Source organism: Burkholderia sp. MSMB1835, assembly GCF_001526365.1.
GTDB lineage: Bacteria > Pseudomonadota > Gammaproteobacteria > Burkholderiales > Burkholderiaceae > Burkholderia.
This window is the reverse complement of the sequence record NZ_LOYP01000042.1, coordinates 473,574-492,834: the sequence shown is the minus strand read 5'-3', so window position 1 is coordinate 492,834 and position 19,261 is coordinate 473,574. Positions and strand designations below refer to the sequence as shown.

The 19,261-nt window shown below is 67.5% G+C and carries 20 protein-coding genes; 16 read left to right on the top strand and 4 right to left on the bottom strand.

What is annotated here, in order from left to right; genetic code table 11:
- Nucleotides 1–135 precede the first annotated feature (135 nt).
- On the top strand, nucleotides 136–1,611 hold the full coding sequence (zwf, locus tag WS96_RS18475; protein ID WP_059834385.1) for a glucose-6-phosphate dehydrogenase: 1,476 nt from the start codon (nucleotides 136–138) through the stop codon (nucleotides 1,609–1,611).
- A 70-nt stretch (nucleotides 1,612–1,681) separates the two neighbouring features.
- On the opposite strand, the gene WS96_RS18470 is transcribed toward zwf, so the two are convergent.
- Complete coding sequence (locus WS96_RS18470; protein WP_059834383.1) at nucleotides 1,682–2,623, bottom strand: LysR family transcriptional regulator; 942 nt, start codon at nucleotides 2,621–2,623, stop codon at nucleotides 1,682–1,684.
- 101 nt (nucleotides 2,624–2,724) lie between these two features.
- On the opposite strand from WS96_RS18470, the gene WS96_RS18465 reads away from it, so the two are divergent.
- From WS96_RS18465 to WS96_RS18435, 7 genes are all read left to right on the top strand, one after another.
- Nucleotides 2,725–3,927, top strand: a complete 1,203-nt coding sequence (locus tag WS96_RS18465; protein ID WP_059834381.1) for an MFS transporter — start codon at nucleotides 2,725–2,727, stop codon at nucleotides 3,925–3,927.
- A gap of 28 nt (nucleotides 3,928–3,955) precedes the next feature.
- Nucleotides 3,956–4,279 (top strand): MoaF-related domain-containing protein, encoded by a 324-nt coding sequence (locus WS96_RS18460; RefSeq protein ID WP_034206029.1) that lies wholly within the window; start codon nucleotides 3,956–3,958, stop codon nucleotides 4,277–4,279.
- Nucleotides 4,280–4,294: 15 nt separating this feature from the next.
- Nucleotides 4,295–5,248, top strand: a complete 954-nt coding sequence (locus WS96_RS18455) for an LLM class oxidoreductase (RefSeq protein ID WP_059834379.1) — start codon at nucleotides 4,295–4,297, stop codon at nucleotides 5,246–5,248.
- A gap of 149 nt (nucleotides 5,249–5,397) precedes the next feature.
- Nucleotides 5,398–6,204 (top strand): 2,5-didehydrogluconate reductase DkgB, encoded by an 807-nt coding sequence (dkgB, locus tag WS96_RS18450; protein WP_059834377.1) that lies wholly within the window; start codon nucleotides 5,398–5,400, stop codon nucleotides 6,202–6,204.
- 72 nt (nucleotides 6,205–6,276) lie between these two features.
- Entirely contained in the window at nucleotides 6,277–7,392 is a 1,116-nt protein-coding gene (locus WS96_RS18445) for an alkene reductase (RefSeq protein ID WP_059834375.1), read from the top strand.
- Nucleotides 7,393–7,609: 217 nt separating this feature from the next.
- A complete protein-coding gene (locus WS96_RS18440; protein WP_059834373.1) occupies nucleotides 7,610–8,128 on the top strand; it encodes a DUF3455 domain-containing protein in 519 nt (172 codons plus the stop codon).
- A gap of 553 nt (nucleotides 8,129–8,681) precedes the next feature.
- Nucleotides 8,682–10,070: an NCS2 family permease gene (locus WS96_RS18435; protein ID WP_059834371.1), complete on the top strand. Its 1,389-nt coding sequence runs from the start codon at nucleotides 8,682–8,684 to the stop codon at nucleotides 10,068–10,070.
- A 204-nt stretch (nucleotides 10,071–10,274) separates the two neighbouring features.
- Here the strand turns inward: WS96_RS18435 and WS96_RS18430 are convergent, their stop codons facing one another.
- Both WS96_RS18430 and WS96_RS18425 read right to left on the bottom strand, forming a co-directional pair.
- A complete protein-coding gene (locus WS96_RS18430; RefSeq protein ID WP_059834368.1) occupies nucleotides 10,275–10,676 on the bottom strand; it encodes a CopD family protein in 402 nt (133 codons plus the stop codon).
- Nucleotides 10,673–10,981 carry a DUF3817 domain-containing protein gene (locus WS96_RS18425; RefSeq protein ID WP_059834366.1) on the bottom strand — a complete coding sequence of 103 codons (309 nt, stop codon included), beginning with the start codon at nucleotides 10,979–10,981 and terminating at the stop codon, nucleotides 10,673–10,675. The genes WS96_RS18430 and WS96_RS18425 overlap by 4 nt, the downstream gene beginning before the upstream one ends.
- A 107-nt stretch (nucleotides 10,982–11,088) precedes the next feature.
- On the opposite strand from WS96_RS18425, the gene WS96_RS18420 reads away from it, so the two are divergent.
- The 4 genes from WS96_RS18420 to WS96_RS18405 all read left to right on the top strand — a co-directional run bounded on the left by WS96_RS18420 (nucleotide 11,089) and on the right by WS96_RS18405 (nucleotide 15,384).
- The gene (locus WS96_RS18420; RefSeq protein WP_059834364.1) at nucleotides 11,089–12,036 is read left to right on the top strand and encodes a GlxA family transcriptional regulator; all 948 of its coding nucleotides are present in this window, start codon (nucleotides 11,089–11,091) and stop codon (nucleotides 12,034–12,036) included.
- Between the two features lie 77 nt (nucleotides 12,037–12,113).
- Nucleotides 12,114–13,034, top strand: coding sequence for a LysR substrate-binding domain-containing protein (locus WS96_RS18415; protein WP_059780070.1), 921 nt, complete (start codon nucleotides 12,114–12,116; stop codon nucleotides 13,032–13,034).
- 227 nt (nucleotides 13,035–13,261) lie between these two features.
- On the top strand, nucleotides 13,262–14,044 hold the full coding sequence (locus tag WS96_RS18410; RefSeq protein ID WP_034206019.1) for an ABC transporter substrate-binding protein: 783 nt from the start codon (nucleotides 13,262–13,264) through the stop codon (nucleotides 14,042–14,044).
- Nucleotides 14,045–14,268: 224 nt separating this feature from the next.
- Nucleotides 14,269–15,384, top strand: a complete 1,116-nt coding sequence (locus WS96_RS18405) for a succinylglutamate desuccinylase/aspartoacylase family protein (protein WP_034206018.1) — start codon at nucleotides 14,269–14,271, stop codon at nucleotides 15,382–15,384.
- Between the two features lie 152 nt (nucleotides 15,385–15,536).
- Here WS96_RS18405 and WS96_RS18400 read toward each other — a convergent pair whose 3' ends face one another.
- Nucleotides 15,537–16,343: a MetQ/NlpA family ABC transporter substrate-binding protein gene (locus WS96_RS18400; RefSeq protein WP_059834362.1), complete on the bottom strand. Its 807-nt coding sequence runs from the start codon at nucleotides 16,341–16,343 to the stop codon at nucleotides 15,537–15,539.
- 307 nt (nucleotides 16,344–16,650) lie between these two features.
- Between WS96_RS18400 and WS96_RS18395 the strand changes: the two genes are divergently transcribed.
- The 4 genes from WS96_RS18395 to WS96_RS18380 all read left to right on the top strand — a co-directional run bounded on the left by WS96_RS18395 (nucleotide 16,651) and on the right by WS96_RS18380 (nucleotide 19,232).
- Nucleotides 16,651–17,808, top strand: coding sequence for a porin (locus WS96_RS18395; protein WP_034206016.1), 1,158 nt, complete (start codon nucleotides 16,651–16,653; stop codon nucleotides 17,806–17,808).
- Nucleotides 17,809–18,027: 219 nt separating this feature from the next.
- Nucleotides 18,028–18,288 carry a DUF2866 domain-containing protein gene (locus tag WS96_RS18390; RefSeq protein WP_011548992.1) on the top strand — a complete coding sequence of 87 codons (261 nt, stop codon included), beginning with the start codon at nucleotides 18,028–18,030 and terminating at the stop codon, nucleotides 18,286–18,288.
- 124 nt (nucleotides 18,289–18,412) lie between these two features.
- Complete coding sequence (locus tag WS96_RS18385) at nucleotides 18,413–18,796, top strand: DUF6232 family protein (protein ID WP_059834360.1); 384 nt, start codon at nucleotides 18,413–18,415, stop codon at nucleotides 18,794–18,796.
- A 208-nt stretch (nucleotides 18,797–19,004) separates the two neighbouring features.
- Complete coding sequence (locus WS96_RS18380; RefSeq protein WP_034206014.1) at nucleotides 19,005–19,232, top strand: hypothetical protein; 228 nt, start codon at nucleotides 19,005–19,007, stop codon at nucleotides 19,230–19,232.
- The last annotated feature ends 29 nt before the right edge of the window (nucleotides 19,233–19,261 follow it).

Genomic DNA, 19,261 nt, shown 5'->3' with positions numbered 1-19,261 from the left:
TACATCCGGGGGAACGCATACGCAATCCATCAAAACGGTGCACTATTAGCGTTTTGCCGTACCGGCGCCGGCCATCCGGCGCCCGATGCCCTCGACGTTCGTTTCACGTTCACCGTTCCAAACCGCGAACCTCCCATGACGAATCAGCCTTCCCAGACCGCGGCCGACCGGCCCGTCGACATGATCATCTTCGGCGGCGGCGGCGACCTCGCCGCCCGCAAGCTGTTGCCCGCGCTGTACATGGCGCACCTGCACTGCAATCTTCCGCCCGAGACGCGCATCATCGCCGTCGGCCGTCGCGACTGGGGCATCGACGGCTACCGCAAGTTCATGGACGAGCAGTCGCGCCCGTTCATCGACGAGAAGGCGTTCGACGCCGACGCGTGGAGCCGCTTTCTCGACCTGTTCAAGTACGTGCTGATCGACGTGAACGCGCCGGACGACTACCGGCGGCTCGCCGAAGCGGCGCGCGGCGACGCGATCCGCGTGTTCTACCTGTCGACGTCGCCGGAGCTGTTCACGACGATCTGCGACAACCTGTCGGCCGCGCACCTCGTCGACGCGCACTCGCGCGTCGTCCTCGAAAAGCCGCTGGGCCACGATCTCGCGTCCGCGAAGGCGATCAACGACGCGGTCGGCAAGCACTTCGAGGAATCGCAGATCTACCGGATCGATCACTATCTCGGCAAGGAAACCGTGCAGAACCTGATGGTGCTGCGCTTCGGCAACCCGATCTTCGGGCCGCTGTGGCAGGCGCCGAGCATCCGCAGCGTGCAGATCACGGTCGCGGAAACGGTCGGCGTCGGCAGTCGCGCGGGCTTCTACGACCACACCGGCGCGCTGCGCGACATGGTGCAGAACCACCTGCTGCAACTGCTGTGCATCGTCGCGATGGAGCCGCCCGTGTCGCTCGACCCGGACGCGGTGCGCGACGAGAAGCTGAAGGTGCTGCGCTCGCTGCGGCCGATGTCGCTGTCGGACGTCGCGCGCGACACGGTGCGCGGCCAGTACACGGCCGGCGCGGTCGACGGCCAGCCGGTCAAGGGCTATCTCGAGGAAGACAACGTGCCGGCTGACAGCCGCGCGGAAACCTTCGTCGCGCTGCGCGCGTACATCAACAACTGGCGCTGGGCGAACGTGCCGTTCTTCCTGCGCACCGGCAAGCGGCTGCAGCGCCGCCAGTCGGAAATCGTGATCGAGTTCGCGGACATGCCGTTCTCGATCATCCCGACCGGCCCGCGCCACTACAGCAACCGCCTCGTGATCCAGCTCCAGCCGGAAGAGTCGATCCAGTTGCAGATGCTCGCGAAGGAGCCGGGCAGCGGGATGAACATGGTGCCGGTGAGCCTGAACCTCGACCTGCAGCAGGCGATTCCGGAGCGGCGCGCGGAAGCGTACGAACGGCTGCTGATCGACGTGATCCGCGGCCGCCTCACGCACTTCATGCGCCGCGACGAGCTCGAAGCGGCGTGGTCGTGGGTCGAGCCGATCCTCGACGGCTGGAAGCAGCTCGGCGACCGGCCGCGCCTGTACACGGCCGGCACGTTCGGGCCCGCGGCCTCGTCGGCGCTGCTCGCGCGCGACGGGATGTCGTGGGCCGAAGAGGCGTAATCGCAGCCCGACGGCGTGCCGCCGCGCGGCACGCCCGTTCCCGACCGGCCGCGCCGCCGGCGCCGCGTCGCTACGGCGACAGCAGCCACGTGGCCTTGCGCCGCGCCGGCGCATCGCGCCCGCTGCCCGCGCCGAGCATCTCGATCAGGTAATCGACGAACGACGCGATCCGCGACGAGATCGCGGTGTTCCGGTAATACACCGCGTTGATCGGCTGCTCGACCTCGAGCGTCTGCCGCGCGAGCACCTGCACGAGTCGCCCGGCCTCGCGATCCTGCGCGGTCACGAAATCCGACAGGCACACGACGCCCGTGCCCTCCAGCGCGAGCTGCCGCAGCGTCTCGCCGCTCGACGACCACACGTCGGGCTCGATGCGATAAGGCTCGCCGTCCGTGCCGAGGATCGGCCATACGTTCAGCGATTCGGGCTGCGTGAAGCCGAGCAGCGTGTGCTTCCGGAGATCCTCGACCTTGCGCGGCTGGCCGTGCGCTTCGATGTAGGCGGGGCTCGCGAGCATGCGCACCCGGCTGTTGCCGATGCGCCGGCTGTGCAGCGTCGAATCCTTCAGCCGGCCGATCCGGATCGCGACGTCGGTGCGCCGCTCCAGCAGATCGATGATGCCCTCGTTGCTGTTCAGTTCCAGCTCGACCTTCGGGAAACGTTCGCGGTAGCCGCGCACGAGCGGCACGATCACGTGCAGCATGAACGGCGTCGCGGCGTCGACGCGCAGGCGCCCGGACGGCATCTCGCGCCGCGCGAGCATCTGCTCTTCCGCGTTCTCGACCGATTCGACGATCGCGCGCGCATCCTGCAGGAATGCGCGCCCTTCCTCGGTCAGCTCGAGCCGGCGCGTGGTCCGGCGCAGCAGCGTGGTCTTCAGCTTCTCCTCGAGCCGCGCGAGCGTGCGGCTCGTCGCCGACACGGTGAGGTCGAGGTGCTGGGCGGCGGCCGTGATCGAACCGGTGTCGACCACGGCGATAAAGGCCTGGAGTTCGTCGAGGGTGGTCTTCATTGTTGATTTAAAATCAAAACAATTTGGTTTATAGACCAGTTTTTCAGCAAAAGTAAAGCCGGCACACTGCGATCCATTCCTACCGAAACCCGGATCCCGTCATGCCCCTCGCGTTGCTTGCGCTGACCATCAGCGCCTTTGCCATCGGCACCACCGAATTCGTGATCGTCGGGCTGATCCCGACGATCGGTGCGGACCTCGGCGTCAGCCTGCCGTCCGCCGGCCTGCTCGTCAGCCTGTACGCGCTGAGCGTCGCGATCGGCGCGCCGCTGCTCACCGCGCTCACCGGCCGCGTGCCGCGCAAGGCGCTGCTCGCCGGGCTGATGGCGCTCTTCACCGTCGGCAACCTCGTCGCGTGGCAGGCGCCGGGCTACGAATCGCTGGTCGTCGCGCGCGTCCTCACCGGCCTCGCGCACGGCGTGTTCTTCTCGGTCGGCTCGATCATCGCGACCACGCTCGTGCCGAAGGACAAGGCCGCGAGCGCGATCGCGACGATGTTCAGCGGCATGACCGTCGCGTTCGTCGCCGGCATTCCGCTCGGTACGTTCATCGGCCAGCACTTCGGCTGGCGTGCGACGTTCCTGATCGTCGCGCTGTTCGGCCTCGTCGCGTTCGTCGGCGCGGTCGCATTCGTGCCGCGCGGGCTGCCGCAGACGCCGCCGGCGCCGCTCGCCCGCCAGCTGCGCGTGCTGGCCCAGCCGCGCCTGCTGCTCGTCTATGCGATGACGGCCGTCGGTTACGGCGGTTCGCTGATCGCGTTCACCTATATGGCGCCGCTGCTCGAACGGATCGCCGGCTTCACGCCGTCGCAGGTCAGCCTCGTGCTCGTCGGCTACGGCGTATCGGTCGCGATCGGCAACGTGTGGGGCGGCAAGCTCGCGGACGCCGTCGGCCCCGTGAAGGCGCTCAAGCGGATCTTCCTGCTGCTCGCGATCGTGCTGCTCGCGTTGACCTTCACGATCCACGTGAAATGGCTCGCGGTCCTGACGATGCTCGCGTGGGGCGCCGTGGCGTTCGGCAACGTGCCGGGGCTGCAGGTGTACGTCGTCAAGCAGGCGCGCCACTTCGCGCCGGACGCCACCGACGTCGCATCGGGCTTCAACATCGCCGCCTTCAACCTCGGCGTGGCCGGCGGCTCGTCGCTCGGCGGCCTGGTCGTCGCGAGCGTCGGCCTCGGCCACACGCCGTGGATCGCCGCCGTCGTCACGCTCGGCGCATTCGCACTCACCGCGCTGAGCGGCCGTCTCGACCGCCGCCATGGGCTGCCCGAGCGCACGGCCGGCCCCGTCGAACTCGCCCATTGAACGCCACTTTTTTACAGGAGCCACCAGCATGAACGCACCGACCCCACGCCCGCCGTTCGCCGGCAAGACTTTCGAAGTCCGTTACGACGGCCTCACCGCGCTCAACGCATACGACGAAGACGGTCGCCACATGCGCTACGAGATCACCGAAGGCCCGTACGCGGGTGCGAAGGGCGAAGTCGAATACACGTGGCAGCGCGTCGCCGGCGAGACCTACGCGATCTCGTGGCAGGAAGCCGATCGCGCCACCGTCGTGCATATCGACGATTTCGCCGCCGGCACGTCGCGCTCGTTCTTCACCGCGTCGTCGCTCGATTTCTACCGGCTCGACGGCAGCCTGCGCGCGGTCTGAACGGAGGCGTCCATCATGCTCACGTCGCTCGACAAGCTCGCCGACGGCGGCTTCAGCATCGGCATCGAACTGCCGCTCGACAACGACTGGACCCCGGCCGGCAACGCGAAACGCCAGCATGACGGCCGCCACCCCGGTGTGCCCGACCTGGAAATCCACGCGGAACTCGCGCAACTGGCCGACACGCTCGGCTTTCGCGCGCTCTGGGTGCGCGACGTGCCGGTGTACGACCCGTCGTTCGGCGACGCCGCGCAGGTGTTCGAGACGTTCTCGTATCTCGGCTACCTCGCCGGGATCACGCGCGACATCCTGCTCGGCACCGCGGCCGTCGTGCTGCCGCTGCGCGAACCGCTGCTCACGCTGAAATCGGCCGCGACGATCCAGGAATTGAGCGGCGGACGCCTGCTGCTCGGCGTCGCGAGCGGCGACCGGCCGGTCGAGTATCCGCTGTTCGGCCGCGACTTCGCCACGCGCGGCGCGACCTTCCGCGACCACGTCGCGCTGCTGCGCGACGGCGCGCGCGGGCATCTGCCGCCCGCCCTGGACGTGCTTCCCGCGGCCCGTTCGCCGGTGCCGCTGCTCGTCGCGGGCCTCGCGCAGCAGACGCCCGCGTGGATCGGCGAGCACATGGATGGCTGCCTCGCGTATCCGGGCACGCCGGCCGATCACCTGCAGCGCGCCGCGAGCTGGCGTGCGGTAGCCGGCGGCAAGCCGTACGTGAGCTTCATCCATCTCGACCTCGCGGACGATCCGCACGAGCCGCTGCAGCGGCACCGCTTCGGCGCCCGCGCGGGACGCGTCGCGCTGACGGAGGAACTCGCGGCGATGCGCGACGCGGGCGTGCAGCACATCGGCCTGCATTTCCGCCGCAACCGGCGGCCCCTCGACGAAACGATGGCCGAGATCGCCGCGGACGTGCTGCCCGCCTTCCATCCGCAAACGAATCCGCAGACGACGCGGGCCGCATAAGGCCGGCCACGGCCCGCATGCACCCGCGGCACGATCGATATTTGATTTCAAATCAAATATTTTTGTTATCTAAAGGCGTTTATTTCATCAGTTTCAAGCGCCAGAATGATTCCGATACCGCAATCGTTCCCCCTCTTTCAGGAGCACAGATGAGCAAGATTCCCGCCTTCGGCCTCGGTACGTTCCGCCTGCAAGGCCAGGTCGTCATCGACTCGGTGCGCAACGGCCTCGAAGTCGGCTACCGCGCGATCGACACCGCGCAGATCTACGGCAACGAAGCCGAAGTCGGCGAAGCGATCGCCGCGTCCGGCGTGCGCCGCGAAGACCTGTTCCTCACGACGAAGATCTGGGTCGACAACTACGCACCGGACAAGCTGGCGGCCAGCCTCGACGAAAGCCTGCGCAAGCTGCGCACCGACCATGTCGACCTGACGCTGATCCATTGGCCGGCGCCGGGCAACGGCGTGTCGATCGACGCGTTCATGACCGCGCTGGCCGACGCGAAGGCGAAGGGCCTCACGCGCCAAATCGGCATCTCGAACTTCAACATCGAACTGACGAAGGAAGCGATCGCGGCCGTCGGCAAGGACGCGATCGCGACGAACCAGATCGAGCTCAGCCCGTACCTGCAGAACCGCAAGCTGGTCGAGTTCCTGAACGCCGAAGGCATCCACGTGACGTCGTACATGACGCTCGCGTACGGCAAGGTGCTCGGCGACCCGGTGCTCGGCGCGATCGCGCGGCGCCATGACGCGACGCCGGCGCAAGTCGCACTTGCATGGGCGCTGCAGCTCGGCTACTCGGTGATTCCGTCGTCGACCAAGCGCGAGAACCTCGCGAGCAACCTGCTCGCGCAGACGCTGCGCCTGACCGACGAAGACATGGCGCAGATCGCCGCGCTCGAACGCAACGGTCGCGAAGTCGACCCGGCCGGCCTCGCGCCGAAGTGGGACTGAGCGCGCCGCGCCTTCATCCGATACACCCGTCTGCGGCCAGCCGGCCGCGGCCCCGACAGGACAGACACCACCATGACCCAGGACCCGCTTTTCCAACCGCTGCGACTCGGCGCGCTGACGCTGCCGAACCGCATCGTGATGCCGCCGATGACGCGCTCGCGTGCGAGCCAGCCCGGCGACGAAGCCAACGAACTGATGGCCGCGTATTACGCGCAGCGCGCGAGTGCGGGCCTGATCGTCAGCGAAGGCACCTACATCGCGCCGCTCGGCAAAGGTTACGCATGGACGCCGGGCATTCATACGCCATCGCAAGTTGCCGGCTGGCGCAAGGTGACGGACGCCGTGCATGCCGCGCACGGCCGCATCTTCGCGCAGCTGTGGCACGTCGGCCGGCTGAGCCACACGAGCCTGCTCGGCGGCGCGCAACCCGTGTCGTCGTCGCCGCTCCAGGCGAAGGGCGTGAACGTGTTCATCGCCGGCGAAGACGGCAACACGCCGGGTTTCGTGCAGGCGTCCGAGCCGCGCGCGCTGTCGATCGACGAGATCCGCGAGATCGTCGATCAATACCGCGCCGCCGCCCACCACGCGATCGAAGCCGGCTTCGACGGCGTCGAGCTGCACGGCGCGAACGGCTACCTCGTGAACCAGTTCATCGACTCGAACGCGAACACGCGCACCGACGCGTACGGCGGCTCGCTGGAAAACCGGCTGCGCTTCCTGCGCGAAGTGACGCAGGCGCTGATCGAAGGCGCCGGCGACGCGTCGCGCGTCGGCATCCGCCTCGCACCGTTGACCACGCTGAACGGCTGCGTCGACGACGATCCGGAAACGACCTACCTCGCCGCCGCGAAGCGGCTCGGCGAGCTCGGCGTCGGCTACCTGCACATCGCGGAAGCCGACTGGGACGACGCGCCGCTGATGCCGGTCGCGTTCAAGCAGCAATTGCGCGCCGCGTTCCCGGGCGTGCTGATCTATGCCGGCGCGTACACCGCCGAGCGCGCACGCGAAGCGATCGCCGCCGGCTGGGCGGACCTCGTCGCGTTCGGCCGTCCGTTCGTCGCGAACCCCGACTTGCCCGAGCGCCTGCGCACCAGCGCGCCGCTCGCGCCGCATGACCGCAACACGCTGTTCGGCGGTGGCGCCCGCGGGCTGACCGACTACCCGACGCTAGCGCAAGCCGCGGCCTGAACGCTTCGGTCGTGCGTGCCCGGCCGGGCGCTGTATGCCGGCTCCGCACCGGCCGACATCGGCCCGGTCGCGATCCACCGATCGATGCCCCGCTGCCTCGGCAATCGCGGCGACTATCGCCGCGATTGCCATTTCCTCATTGCGGCCGGTGCAATCGGCGTCTAACGTTGACGGAATCGCCTTCGTACGACCATTCGACCTGAAAGGACGCCTCGCCATGCCCAGTTGCTCCCCGACCCGCGACATGCTGCTGGCCATGACGGCCGGTCTTGCCTTGGCGGCTGTCGCCGCACCGGCGCACGCCGGCGATCCGGCCGGCCTCACTCCCCCCGATCCCGTGACGACGGTGCTGTCCACCACCGCGACCGGCGTGCAGATCTACGCATGCGAATACGATGCCGAACACCGGCTTGCATGGACCTTCGTGCGGCCGGAGGCGATGTTGTTCGATGAAGGCGGCACACTCGTCGTGCGGCACGGCGCGGGACCGTCGTGGGAAGCGCTCGACGGTAGCCGCGTGACCGGCAAGAAGCGCGCGGAAGCGCCGAGCGCCAGCCCGGCCAGCATTGCGCAACTGTTGCTCGCGACGACGCCGCCCGCGACGGGCACGCTCGCCGGCGTGCGCTTCGTGCAGCGGCTCGATACGTCGGGCGGCATGCCACCGGTCGCAACGTGCGCAACCGAGCATGCGGTCGGCCGATTCCCGTACTTCGCGCGATACGTGTTCCTGAAGTGACGCGCGCGGCACCGTCGGCGCCGGGCGTCGTCGCGGCAATCCCCCAGTTACTCGGTGTTCCTGTCTTTCAGGCACGCATGGTTGCGCGCGGCGGCGAATCCCGTCGCCCGCCGCAGTTCGCACCGACCTTCCCGGCCGCACAGAAAGCAGTTCGTAATATTCAATGCATCGCCCGCGTCCGCCCCGCCCGCCGACCCTGCATTCAAATAGTCGCCTTAACGGATTCGAACTAGGCGTATACACGCGTGTCGGCGCGACGAAGCCCCGTTGCACGCCGATATAAGCGCTGCGACATGCGCTGCATGCTCGTCCCCCGATGGGACGTGATCGGTTGCTCGCCTAACCTTCGCTACGGCAAAGCACACGTGACGGGGTCGACCACACCACGCGTCGTCCGACGCGACACCCTCGCGATCGTTTCGATTCGCCCGTCACGACGCGCATCGCGCGTCATTCGTCTCCACGACGTTGCCGAACAATCCCAACAGATACGAGACACCCTGACGACGGTCCGCCACGGACCGTTTCAGCATGCTGATAAAGGAGCAAGCTCATGAGCGATACCCCGGTGCAGCCGACGGTCGGCGTCGGCGCGGAAGAAACTGACTTTGGCGCCCAGGGAGTCATCGACCGGTACTTCGGCATTTCGTCGCGCGGCAGCACGCAGCGTCGCGAGATCATTGCCGGCGTGACCACCTTCCTCGCGATGGTCTATTCCGTGTTCGTCGTGCCCGGCATGTTCGGCAAGGCTGGGTTCGACACGAGCGCCGTGTTCGTCGCGGTCTGTCTCACCACCGCGTTCGGCTCGCTGCTGATGGGCCTGTGGGCGAAGCTGCCGATCGCGATCGGCTGCGCGATCTCGCTGACCGCGTTCACCGCGTTCGGCCTCGTGCTCGGCAAGGGGCTGCCTCCGACGGTCGCGCTCGGCGCCGTGTTCCTGATGGGCCTCGTGTTTACCGGCATCTCGGTCACCGGCGTGCGGTCGTGGATCCTGCGCAACCTGCCCGCGGGCGTCGCGCACGGCACGGGGATCGGCATCGGCCTGTTCCTGCTGCTGATCGCATCGAACGACGTCGGCCTCGTGATCAAGAACCCGGGCGCCGGCCTGCCGGTCTCGCTCGGCCAGATCACCGCGTTCCCGGTCATCATGTCGGTCGTCGGCCTCGCCGCGATCTTCGGCCTCGAAAAGCGTCGCGTGCCGGGCGGCATCCTGCTCGTCGTGATCGCGATCTCGGTATTCGGCCTGATCTTCGATCCGGGCGTGAAATACCGCGGCATCTTCGCGCTGCCGTCGCTCAGCGCGCCGGGCCACGCATCGCTGATCGGCGCGATGGACATCAAGGGCGCGCTGTCGATGGCCGTACTGCCGAGCGTGCTCGCGCTGGTGATGACCGCCGTGTTCGACGCGACCGGCACCATCCGCGCGGTCGCCGGGCAAGCCGGCCAGCTCGACGAAAACGGCCGCATCGTCAACGGCGGCCGCGCGCTGACCGCCGATTCGATCAGCTCGATCTTCTCCGGCTTGCTCGGCGGCGCGCCGGCGGCGGCCTACATCGAGTCGAGCGTCGGCGTGGCCGCCGGCGCGAAGACGGGGCTCGCGGCGGCCGTGGTCGGCCTGCTGTTCCTCGTCGTGATGTTCTTCTCGCCGCTCGCGGGTCTCGTGCCGTCGTACGCCACCGCGCCGGCGCTGATGTACGTCGGCCTGTTGATGCTCGGCAGCGTGAGCAAGCTGCACATGGACGACATGGTCGACGCGATGTCGGGCCTCGTGTGCGCGGTGTTCATCGTGCTGACCGCGAACATCGTGACGGGCATCATGCTCGGCTTCTCGACGCTCGTGATCGGCCGCATCGCCAGCGGCGAATTCCGCAAGCTCAACGTCGGCACCGTGGTCATCGCGGCCGTGCTCGTCACGTTCTATCTCGGCGGCTGGGCGATCTGAGCGCGACACCTGCGCGACGTCGCCTGCACGAGGGCGACGCGCATCGGGACGAGATCGTCTCCTCCACCATCGTCGTCGATGGTCTCCAGGCCTGGGAACGCGAGTTTCCAGGCTTTTTTTGTCCGTGCGACGCCGCGTGACGCGCTTCGCGACAACGGCGCGATACCCGTTCGCGCCCGGCGCCACGCTCGCGGCGTCGCGCCGTCAGAACGGCTTGATCACGGCCAGCCCGACGACGAGCGCGATCGCGACGATCGCCGCGCCCGCCGCTTGCCCCAGCCACGGCACCGGCATGACGACGAGATCGTCGCGCTCCATGCGCCGCAGCGTGCCGGCCAGGATCCCGTGCAGCACCGACAGCGCGGCGACGAGCGCAAGCTTCGCCGACAGCCACGCGGCGCCGAACCAGTGACCGCTCAGCGCGAGCGCGATGCCGGCGATCCAGACGAGCGCGAGCGCGGGCGCCGTCACCGTGCGATCCCAGCGGCGCACCGCGCGATGCACGGCGAGGTTCGCAATCCGGACCCCGACGGACGACAACAGCAACCCGCCGACGAACGTGACGACGGCGACCAGATGCACGGCCTTCAGCACCAGGTAGATCATCGTGCGTGCCGCCTGCGCGCGATCCAGCCGGCACTCGCCAGCCCCGCGAACGGCACGACGGCCGACAGCAGGAGCCGCGCGACTTCGCCCTTGCTCCACAGCCCGCTCGACGCGGTGCCGACCACCGCCCATCCATACATGACGAACGCGATGCCGTGAACCGGGCCCATGATCGATACCGCGACCGGATAGCCGGCCAGATGCTTGAGCGGCACGGCCACGCACACCAGCACGACGAGCGTGGTCGCTTCCAGCAGCGACAGGTATTGCAGGTTCCGCAACGCGTTGCGATCGTCTTGTTTCATCGGCAGGCTCCAGGTGGGTCCGCCGCGATTGTCGCGTGTGGTGCGGGTTCGAGCCATTGGCTAGAATGACATCTTTCAACGGATTCCGGCCACGGGCCGCGCACGCCATGCACACGGTCGCCGTTCTTGCGTTGCCCGATGTCGTCCCGTTCGATCTGGGCGTTGCATGCGACACGTTCGCGCGCGTGCGGGCGCCCGACGTCGCGCCCGCGTACCGCGTGCGCGTGTGCAGCGAGCAGCCGCGCGTCGGCGGCGACCTGTTCGAGCTGCGCCCGCCGTTTCGTCTCGACGCGCTGGCCGACGCCGATACGATCATGGTGCCCGGCACGTCGGCGCCGCTCGCGCCCACGTCGCGCCGCGTGCTCGACGCGCTGCGCGCGGCGGCCGCGCGCGGATGCCGGATCGCGTCGATCTGCAGCGGCGCGTTCGTGCTCGCGGAAGCGGGGCTGCTCGACGGCCTGCGCGCGACGACGCACTGGCTCGCAGCCGCCGAACTCGCACGCCGCTATCCGACCGTCGACGTCGACCCGAACGTGCTGTTCGTCGACAACGGCCAGATCCTGACGTCGGCCGGTGCGGCCGCCGGCCTCGATCTGTGCCTGCACATGATCCAGGCCGACTATGGCGCGGCGGTCGCCGTCGATGCCGCCCGCAGCGCGGTGGCGCCGCGCGTGCGCGAAGGCGGGCAGGCGCAGTTCATCGCGCCCGAATGGCCGACCGGCGGCGACGGCCTGCACGACCTGATGGACTGGCTGCAGGCCAACCTGCGCAAGCCGCTGACGCTCGACGCGATCGCGCGCAAGGCGTCGACGAGCGTGCGCACGCTGACGCGGCGCTTCCGGGAGCAGACGGGCACGTCGCCGGGGCAATGGCTGCAGACCGCGCGCGTCCGGCATGCGCAGCAGTTGCTGGAGGTGACCGAGCTGTCGATCGAACATGTGGCGACGGAAGCCGGGTTCGGTTCGGTCACCGCGTTTCGCGAACGCTTCGCGCGCATCGTCGGCACCTCGCCGCAGCGTTACCGGCAGACGTTCCGCGCGCGCGCCGATGCGTGACGCGCATCGGGATCGCCCCGCCGAAGCATGAATCCGTCGCCCGCCGCCGCCCCTTTCGCGCCCACCGGACTCGATCCATGACCCGCATCCGCAACCCGTTGAACATCGCGCAGCTCCAGGCGTTCGTCTCCGCCGCGCACCACAAGAGCCTGCGCGCCGCCGCCCGCGAGCTCGGCGTCACGCAGCCGGCGATCACGCACACGATCCGCGAGCTCGAAACCGCGCTCAACGCGGAGCTGCTCGCTCGCAGCGTGCGCGGCGTCGAGCTGACCGCCTGCGGCGAGGCGCTGCTGCCGCGCGCCGAGCAATTGCTCGGCGACATCCGCCGCACGGTCGAGGCGGTCGAGCAGGTGAAAGGCGAGATGTCGGGCCGCGTCGCGGTCGGCACGATGCCGTCGATCGCGCTGACCGCGTTGCCGCGCGCGGTGACGGCATTCCGCGAGTCGATGCCGAACGTCAGCCTGCATCTGGAGGAAGTGACGGTGCCCGACGCGCTCGCGCAGTTGCGCAACGGCACGCTCGACATCGCTGCGATGCACCATGTGCCCGCGCTCGACCGCGATTTCACGCAATTGCCGCTGCTGTCGACCGAATTCACGATCGTGATGCGCGACGGTCACCCGCTCGCGCATGCGCGCCGGTTAGAGGAACTGCTCGACGCCGAATGGATCGTCACCGTCGGCGCCGAGCAGTTTCCGCACAGCGTGATGGTCGGGATGTTCGAGGCGCACGGGCTGCCGCTGCCGAAACGTTTGCTGCGCTCGCCGATGTCGTTCGCGGTGACGCTGGGGCTCGTCGCGCGCTCGGACGTGATCGGCTGCTTCACGCGCCCGCTCGCCGCGATGGTCGCGCCGCTCGGCATCCGCACGGCCGAACTCGACGAAAGCATGCCGCGCTTCGACCTGTCGATCATCGCGCGGCGCGACCTGCTGCCCACGCCGGCCGTCTCGCACTTCGTCACGTGCCTGCAGCGCGCGGTCAACGAAACGCTCGGCTGAATCGTTCCTGTGTGTGAAACGGCGACGCGTCCGACGCGCCGCCGCCGGGCCCGGTATCGGGGCTTGTCCTAGGCGCCCTGCCGGTATTTTGTCTTGATAATCTTGCGCACGTCGCGCGCCCCCATCGGGCGGGCGAAACGGACTGTCCGACGCGAAGCCGCGGCGGGCCGAAGGCTTACGGCGCGGCACAACCGCGCACCCCATCGAACAAAACGAGGAGTCACCGAGTGAAAAAGATTCTTGCGGCTGTGACCGTGGCCCTGCTCGCCGTATCGGCCGGCAGCGCGTACGCGAAAGACTGGACGACCGTGCGGTTCGGCGTCGACGCAAGCTACCCGCCTTTCGAATCGAAAGGCGCCGACGGCAAGGTGGTCGGCTTCGACGTCGATCTGGGCAACGAAATCTGCCGCCGCATGAACGCGAAGTGCGTGTGGATCGAAAACGACTTCGACGGGATGATCCCGGCGCTGAAGGCCCGCAAGTTCGACGGCGTGCTGTCGTCGATGTCGATGACGCCGGCGCGTCAGGAACAGATCGCGTTCTCGGCGAAGCTGTTCAACACGCCGACGCGCCTCGTCACGAAAAAGGGCGCCGGCCTGATGCCGACGGCCGAATCGCTGAAGGGCAAGTCGGTCGGCGTCGAGCAGGGCACGATCCAGGAAACCTACGCGAAGACGTACTGGGCGTCGAAGGGCGTGAACGTCGTGCCTTACCAGAACCAGGACCAGGTCTACGCCGACCTGATCTCCGGCCGTCTGGACGGCGCGCTGCAGGACGCGGTGCAAGCCGAGATCGGCTTCCTGAAGACGCCGCGCGGCGCGAACTTCGACTTCGCCGGCAAGGATCTCGACGATCCGAAGACGCTCGGCAACGGCGCCGGTATCGGCCTGCGCAAGGAAGACACCGACCTGAAGGCGAAGATCGACGGCGCGATCGCCGGCATGCGCAAGGACGGCACGTACGACAAGATCGCGAAGAAGTACTTCGATTTCGACGTCTACGGCAAGTAATCCGGCCGACGCACGCGCGATTCGGCGCGATGGGAACGGGCTCCGCGAGGAGCCCGTTTTTTTTGCGCGCGGCGCCGGCGACGTTATTTTTTCCGCGTCAACCCGATGATTCTCAAAGGAAAACCGCGCGTTCTGGCGCCGGTTTGATGGCGGCGAGAAAGGCAACGTACAATCGATCTTCCACGCACACGGATCATTCGCGGCTGCGCCGCACTCCCCTCATCATGCAAACGCAGACCCATCCGCTGATTTCCCCCGCCGTCGGTACCGAACGCCAGATCACCAGCTTCCATTACGGCCCGCGCGGCGGCAAGAAGGTCTATATCCAGTCGTCGCTGCACGCGGACGAGTTGCCCGGCATGCTGGTCGCCACGCTGCTGCGCCGCAAGATCGCCGCGCTCGAAGCAGCCGGCAAGCTGCGCGGCGAAATCGTCGTCGTGCCCGTGCCCAATCCGATCGGCCTGTCGCAACACGTGTTCGGCGATCACCTCGGCCGCTTCGAGCTCGGCTCGATGCAGAACTTCAACCGCAATTTCTACGATCTCGCGGCGCTCGTGCTGCCGCGTGTCGAAGAGCGCCTCACGAACGACGCGCAGCGCAATCTGGCCGTCGTGCGCACCGCGATGCGCGAAGCGCTCGACGAGCAGAAGCCGCGCACCGAACTCGACTCGCAGCGCCTCGCGCTGCAGAAGCTGTCGTTCGACGCCGATATCGTGCTCGACCTGCACTGCGACAGCGACGCGGTGATGCATCTCTACACGAATCCCGATCTGTGGCCGGACGTCGAGCCGCTGGCGCGCTATCTCGATGCCAAGGCGTCGCTGCTCGCGCTGAATTCGGTCGGCAACCCGTTCGACGAAATCCACAGTTTCTGCTGGTCGGACCTGCGCAGCCGCTTCGGCGACCGCTTCCCGATCCCGAACGGCGCGATTTCGGTCACGGTGGAACTGCGCAGCGAACGCGACGTGTCGTACGAGTTCGCCGAAAAGGATGCGCAGGCGATCGTCGAATACCTGACCGAGCGCGGCATCGTCGAAGGCACGCCGGCGCCGCTGCCGCCGCTCGCGCACCCGGCCACGCCGCTCGCGGGCACCGATCCGCTCGTCGCGCCCGTGTCGGGCGTGATCGTGTTCCGCACGCCGGTCGGCGCGATGATCGAGGCAGGCCAGGCCGTGGCCGACATCGTCGATCCGCTGACCGATCGCGTCGTCACGCTGAAGAGCAGCGTGTCGGGCGTGCTGTACGCGCGCCAGGTCGTGCGCTTCGCGACGGCCGGCATGGAAGTCGCGCGCATCGCCGGCGCGACCGCGATCCGCACCGGCTCGCTGCTGTCCGCCTGAGCCCGGGCGCGCGGCCCGCGCGCCGGGCCGTCCCGCACCGCGCATGCAATCGCATGCACCAACGCAATCGCCCGCTTGCGCGGGCGATTGGCTTTCCGGAGCGCGCATCGGCGGCCGGCGATCGCCTGCCGCCCCCCGCGCGCGAAGACCGCTCAGAACGCCGGCACGATCGCGCCGCCGAACTTCTGGTCGATGAACTTGCGCACGTCGTCCGACTCATAGGCCGCGACGAGCTTCTTCACCCACGGCTTGTCCTTGTCCTGCGCGCGCACCGCGATCAGGTTCGCGTACGGCCCGCGCAGATCCTCGATCGCGATCGCATCCTTCACCGGCGTGAGCCCGGCCTTGACCGCGTAGTCGGTGTTGATCGACGCGGCATCGACGTCGGGCAGCGCGCGCGGCAGTTGCGCGGCGTCGAGCTCGACGATCTTGATCTTCTTCGGGTTCTCGGCGACGTCGAGCGGCGTCGCGTTCACGCCGTTCGTGCCGGCGCCGGCCTTCAGCTTGATCACCCCGTACTTCTGCAGCAGCAAGAGCGCGCGGTTGCCGTTCGACGGGTCGTTCTGGATCCCGACCTTCGCGCCGACCGGCAAATCCTTCAGCGACTTGAGCTTCTTCGAATAGAAGCCCATCGGCGCGGTATAGGTGAGCCCGACGTTGACGATCTTGTAGCCGCGCTGCTTGATCTGGCTGTCGAGGAACGGCTGGTGCTGGAAGCCGTTCGCATCGAGATCGCCGGCATCGAGCGCCGCGTTCGGCTGCACGTAGTCGTTGAATTCGATGACCTTGATCGCGAGCCCTTCGCGCGCGGCGACCTTCGTCACTTCGGTCCAGATCTGCGCATCGGGGCCGCTCATCGTGCCGACTTTCAGCGTTTGCGGGTCGGCGTGCGCGCCGGGCGCGGCGAATGCCAGCGCGGCGGCGAGTGCGCCGAGGCCGGTCAGGATCGAACGTCGCATGGTGTCCTCTTGTCCCGTGTCGTTGTTGAAGCGCGCATCGTGGCACGGGGCCGGAACGGCACCAACCAAGCTTATTTCATGTACATATTCCCGACCGTCATCGAATCTCAGGCGGAATCGGTATAACTCCCTGCTGTACAACCGGGCAAAATCCAGTGTCGCATCGGCACCACACATTCTTCATATGACAGTCGCTGTCATATTCATTACGTGGCCCGCCGATAAAGTTGCGCCGGTCCGTGAAAGCGCCCATAGAGTGCGCCGGAACCGCAACTGGACACGCCATTCATTCGCTCGGAGAATCCTTTTGAACAAGAAACTGTTGACCCTCGCCGCCCTGGCAGCAACGGCCGGCACGGCACACGCACAAAGCAGCGTGACCCTGTACGGCGTCATCGATGCCGGTATCAGCTACGTGAACCACAGCAAGACCGCCAACGGCGGCACGGGCAAGCTGTTCAAGTACGACGACGGCGTGGCCCAGGGCAGCCGTTGGGGCCTGCGCGGCACCGAAGACCTCGGTGGCGGCCTGAAGGCGATCTTCGTGCTCGAAAACGGCTTCAACAGCGGCAACGGCACGATCGGCCAGGGTGGCGCGATCTTCGGTCGCCAGGCTTACGTCGGCCTGAGCCAGTCGCAATACGGCACGGTCACGTTCGGCCGCCAGTACTCGTTCTCGACCGACATCCTCGGGTCGAACTACTCGACGGGCGGCAACACGGTCGCGGGTAACTACGCGTACCACGTGAACGACATCGACCAGCTCACGTCGAGCCGCATCAACAATGCCGTGAAGTTCCAGAGCGCGAACTACTCGGGCTTCACGTTCGGCGCGTTGTACGGCTTCTCGAACTCGACCGACTTCGCGGGCGCACCGGCGACGACGACGGGCACGACGACGACGGCAGGCTCGTCGCGCGCATACAGCTTCGGCCTGAACTACGCGAACGGCCCGTTCTCGCTCGGCGCTGCCTACACGGACATCCGCTTCCCGAGCCAGTCGACGCCGGCCTTCTCGACGACGATCGCGAACCTGAGCACCGGCAACGTCCGCGACCTGCGCACGTACGGCGTGGGTGGCCGCTACGTCTGGGGCCCGGCGACGGCATGGCTGCTGTGGACGCGTACGCAGTTCTCGACCGTGTCGGGCGCGGGCGGCACGTTCTACAACGCATATGAAGCGGGCGCGAAGTACGCGTTCACGCCGGCACTGTCGGGCGGCCTCGGCTACACGTACACGAACGCCACGCAAAACGGCAACTCGTGGCACTGGAACCAGGTCAACGGTATCGCCGACTACGCACTCAGCAAGCGTACGGACGTGTACGGCCTGGTCGTGTACCAGCAGGCTTCGGGCAAGGGCGTGCAAGCGCAGATCGGCTCGAGCACGAGCTACTTCAATACGTCGGGCACGGGTTCGAAGAACCAGATCGCCGCACGTATCGGTATCCGTCACAAGTTCTAAAAGCATCCGCTCGACTGTCCGCGTCACGCGGACCACGACGGCAAGCAGCGCCCCGCTCCACGCGGGGCGCTTTTTTATGGGCTTTTAAGTTTCGCTTAATTCTGGGCTGAGAGGATGCTCTCACCCCCCTGTTGGCCGCCTGAGCATCGGCGGCTTTTTTTTTGAGACACCCCTACGGCACCGCCATCAACTGCCCACAAGACAGGATCGGAGGCCACGATGATCGAAGATACCGTTTTCAGCCATCTGCACGCGATTCTGACGTGCCAACACTCGCTGCCGGTCCAGAGTTGCCGCGTGTCGGTGGAAATGCAGCGCCCCTGGGGCCGTCCGTATCGCCTCGTCGAGTGGACGATGCATCTCGACGCGCCCGCGCGGCGCCAGATCGTGCCGGCCGAATCGACCGACGAAGAGATCGCCGAGGTCGTCGCGTCGCACGTGCCCGGCCGGCTTTACGGCGACGGCCGGCTGCAGTTCTGAACGCGTCTGCGCGCCACCCGTCTTCCGGCTGGCGGCCGCGCCGCACGCATCGTGCGGCAGTCGGTCTCGTTTGACGCGACAACGAAACCTGCTACGCTGCGCGTTTTCGTCCACGCAACACACGATGGAAAACGCATTCAACGAACGTGGCGTCATGGTCACGCGCAACGGCCTGTCGGCCGCCGGGCAGGTATTCGCACTGCGTGACATTCGCCACGTCGACGTCGTCAAGATTCCGAAGAACCGGCTCGTGCCGTCACTGATCTCGCTGATCGGCGCGGCCATCGCCGTCGCCGGCGGCATCGGCGCGTCGAGCGCCGCGCTGGTGGTCGGCGTGATGCTCGTCGTCGTCGGCTATCTTGCGTGGGCCACGCAGGACATCACGTATCGCCTGATGGTCGAAATGCCCGACGGCAAGCGCGAAGCGCTGTCGAGCGTCGACGCCGCGTTCGTCGAACGCGTCGCGCAGGTCGTGCGCGATGCACAGGCCGCGACGACGGCCGGCTGATTCCATTCGCGTCGCGGCACGCTTCGGTTCGATCCGCGGATGTGCGCGGCGCGTATCGGCTCGCGCGGCACCTCGTCGTTTCGGGCCGAGGCATCTTCGTCGAATCGGCTTCCCGCGTCATCATCTCGCGTGCCGCGCGTGCGCGGCGACTGCCGACCGCCTAGTATGAAAAGAGCGGCCCGCCGCCGCATCGTCCGAGGAGGCCAGCATGAACGCCCAATCGCTGTCCGGCATGCTTCGCGCACAGGAACTGCTGATCGTGTCGATGATCCGCGCGCTTCCCCTTGACGAACGCCGTGCGCTCGTCGATCTCTACACCGAACAGATCGCGTTCGCCGAGCAGGCCGGTATCGAAGGCCACGGCGATCGCGCGACACACGATGCGTTCATCGCGCATGCGCGCAACCTGCTGATTCGCATCGAAGCGCTCGCTTAAAACCCCATTTCCCCGGAATTTCCGTCCCG